Source organism: Dietzia maris (assembly GCF_014144855.1).
GTDB lineage: Bacteria > Actinomycetota > Actinomycetes > Mycobacteriales > Mycobacteriaceae > Dietzia > Dietzia kunjamensis.
Genome location: NZ_JAALDN010000161.1, coordinates 1 through 2,515 on the forward strand (window position 1 = coordinate 1; position 2,515 = coordinate 2,515).

At 71.7% G+C, this 2,515-nt stretch carries 2 protein-coding genes; both read right to left on the reverse strand.

Features of this window, described 5'->3' with window-relative positions; genetic code table 11:
• Nucleotides 1–1,043: 2Fe-2S iron-sulfur cluster-binding protein (locus G6024_RS05955; protein WP_159148277.1), on the reverse strand; the 1,043-nt coding region annotated here is incomplete at its 3' end.
• A complete protein-coding gene (gene nuoF, locus G6024_RS05960; protein ID WP_067714642.1) occupies nucleotides 1,040–2,482 on the reverse strand; it encodes an NADH-quinone oxidoreductase subunit NuoF in 1,443 nt (480 codons plus the stop codon). The genes G6024_RS05955 and nuoF, both read right to left, overlap by 4 nt.
• Between the last annotated feature and the right edge of the window lie 33 nt (nucleotides 2,483–2,515).

Below are 2,515 nucleotides of genomic sequence, written 5' to 3' on the forward strand. Positions count from 1 at the left end.
CCGGCCCGTCCGCGGGCGGCGGCCAACCCCTGGGCAGCGGTCGCCAGGGCGGTGGACCACGGGACCGGGACCAGCCCGCCGCCCTCGCCGCGGACCATGGGGGTGGTGATGCGGTCGCGCTGGGTGGCGTAGGTGAACGCCCACCGGCCCTTGTCGCAGTTCCACTCCTCGTTGACCTCGGGGTCGTCGCCGGCGAGGCGGCGCAGGACCTTCCCGCGACGGTGGTCGGTGCGCTGCCCGCAACCGCTGGCGCAGTGCTCGCAGACCGCCGGGCTGGAGACCAGGTCGAAGGGGCGGGCGCGGAAGCGGTACTGCGCGCCGGTCAGGGCGCCCACCGGGCAGATCTGGACAGTGTTCCCCGAGAAGTAGGACTCGAACGGCTCGTCGCCGTACACCCCGACCTGCTGCCGGGCGCCGCGCTCGAAGAGGTCGATGAACGGGTCCCCGGCGATCTGCTCGGAGAAGCGGGTGCACCGGGCGCACATGACGCAGCGTTCGCGGTCGAGCAGCACCTGCGACGAGATGGCGATCGGCTTGGGGAACGTGCGCTTGACCTCGGTGAACCTCGACCGCCCGTGGCCGCTGGACAGGGCCTGGTTCTGCAGCGGGCACTCGCCGCCCTTGTCGCAGACCGGGCAGTCGAGCGGGTGGTTGATGAGCAGCAGTTCCATCACCCCGCGCTGGGCCTTGTCGGCCATCTCGGAGGTGAATTGCGTGCGCACCTGCATGTCCTGGGTGACCGGGGTGGTGCACGAGGTGACGGGCTTGGGCGCGCCCTCGACCTCGACGATGCACTGGCGGCACGCCCCGGCCGGCTCGAGCAGCGGGTGATCGCAGAAGCGGGGGATCTGCACGCCCAACCGCTCGGCGGCGCGGATGATGAGCGTGCCGGGCGGCACAGAGACCGCGCGGCCGTCGACGGTGAGCGTGACGAGATCGTCCGTGCGCTCTGACTTGGCGCGCTCTGACTTGGCGCGGCCATGGTCCGGCTCCTGGTCGGGACCGCGGGCGTCGCGGGGGACACCTGACCGGGCGGAGGTCATCGGGCCACCTCCTCGGGTCGTGTGGGATCCGGTCGTGTGGGGTCCGGTCGAGTGGCCGGCCGCACGGGCGGACGCCGGGAGCCGGCGCCCGCACGGTCGGTCCGGTCGAAGAGGGTGGAGCGGCTGTGGTCGAACGGGCAGCCATCCGGGATGTGCGCGAGGTACTCGTCGCGGAAGAGCGCGATTGACGAGATGATGGGGGTCGCGGCGGCGTCGCCGAGGGCGCAGAACGACTTGCCGGCGACGTTGTCGGAGATGTCGAGCAGTCGGTCCAGATCGTCGGCGGTGGCGGTGCCGTCCTCGAGTCGGTGCATGATCTGCTCCAGCCAGAACGTGCCCTCGCGGCAGGGGGTGCACTTGCCGCACGACTCGTGGGCGTAGAACTCCGTCCACCGCAGCACCGCTCGCACGACGCAGGTGGTGTCGTCGAAGATCTGCAGCGCCTTGGTGCCGAGCATGGTGCCCTCGGCGGCGCAGCCCTCGTAGTCGAGCGGCATGTCGAGATGGGCGTCGGTGAGCAGCGGGGTCGAAGAACCACCGGGGGTCCAGAACTTGAGGGTGTGGCCCTGGCGGATCCCGCCGGCCAGGTCGAGTAGCTCGCGCAGGGTGATGCCCAGCGGGGCCTCGTACTGGCCGGGCCGGGTGACGTGCCCGGACAGTGAGTACAGGGTGAAGCCGGGGGACTTCTCCGAGCCCATCGAGCGGAACCACTCGGGCCCGTGCTGGAGGATCGACGGGACGCTGGCGATGGACTCGACGTTGTTCACCACCGTCGGACAGGCGTAGAGGCCGGCGACGGCGGGGAACGGCGGCCGCAGTCTGGGCTGGCCGCGGCGCCCCTCGAGCGAGTCGAGCAGGGCGGTCTCCTCGCCGCAGATGTAGGCGCCGGCGCCGGCGTGGACGATCAGCTCGAGGTCGAATCCGCTTCCGAGGATGTCGCGGCCGAGGTACCCGGCCTCGTAGGCCTCGGCGACCGCCACCTGCAGGCGGCGCAGGACGGGCACCACCTCACCGCGCAGATAGATGAACGCGTGCGAGGAGCGGATGGCGTACGCGGCGATGATGATGCCCTCGACGAGCACGTGCGGGGTGGCCATCATGAGCGGCATGTCCTTGCAGGTGCCGGGCTCGGACTCGTCCGCGTTGACCACCAGGTAGTGGGGCTTGGCGGCCGCGGAGGCCTGCGTGCCCGGGCCGGAGTCGGAGCCGTCGGCCGACTCGCCGGTCTCCTGCGGGATGAAGCCCCACTTGCGGCCGGTGGGGAACCCGGCGCCGCCACGGCCGCGCAGGCCGGCGTCGAGGACGGTGGAGATGACCTCGTCCGGTCCGGTGGCCAGGGCGTTGCGCAGGCCCGTGTAGCCGTCGTGGTCCAGGTAGGTCTCGAGCGTCCAGCTGTCGGGGGCGTCCCAGTAGCGGCTGAGGTACGGCGCGAGCGGCATGTCAGGCCTCCTCGTCCGGTGTGGTGGTGGTCG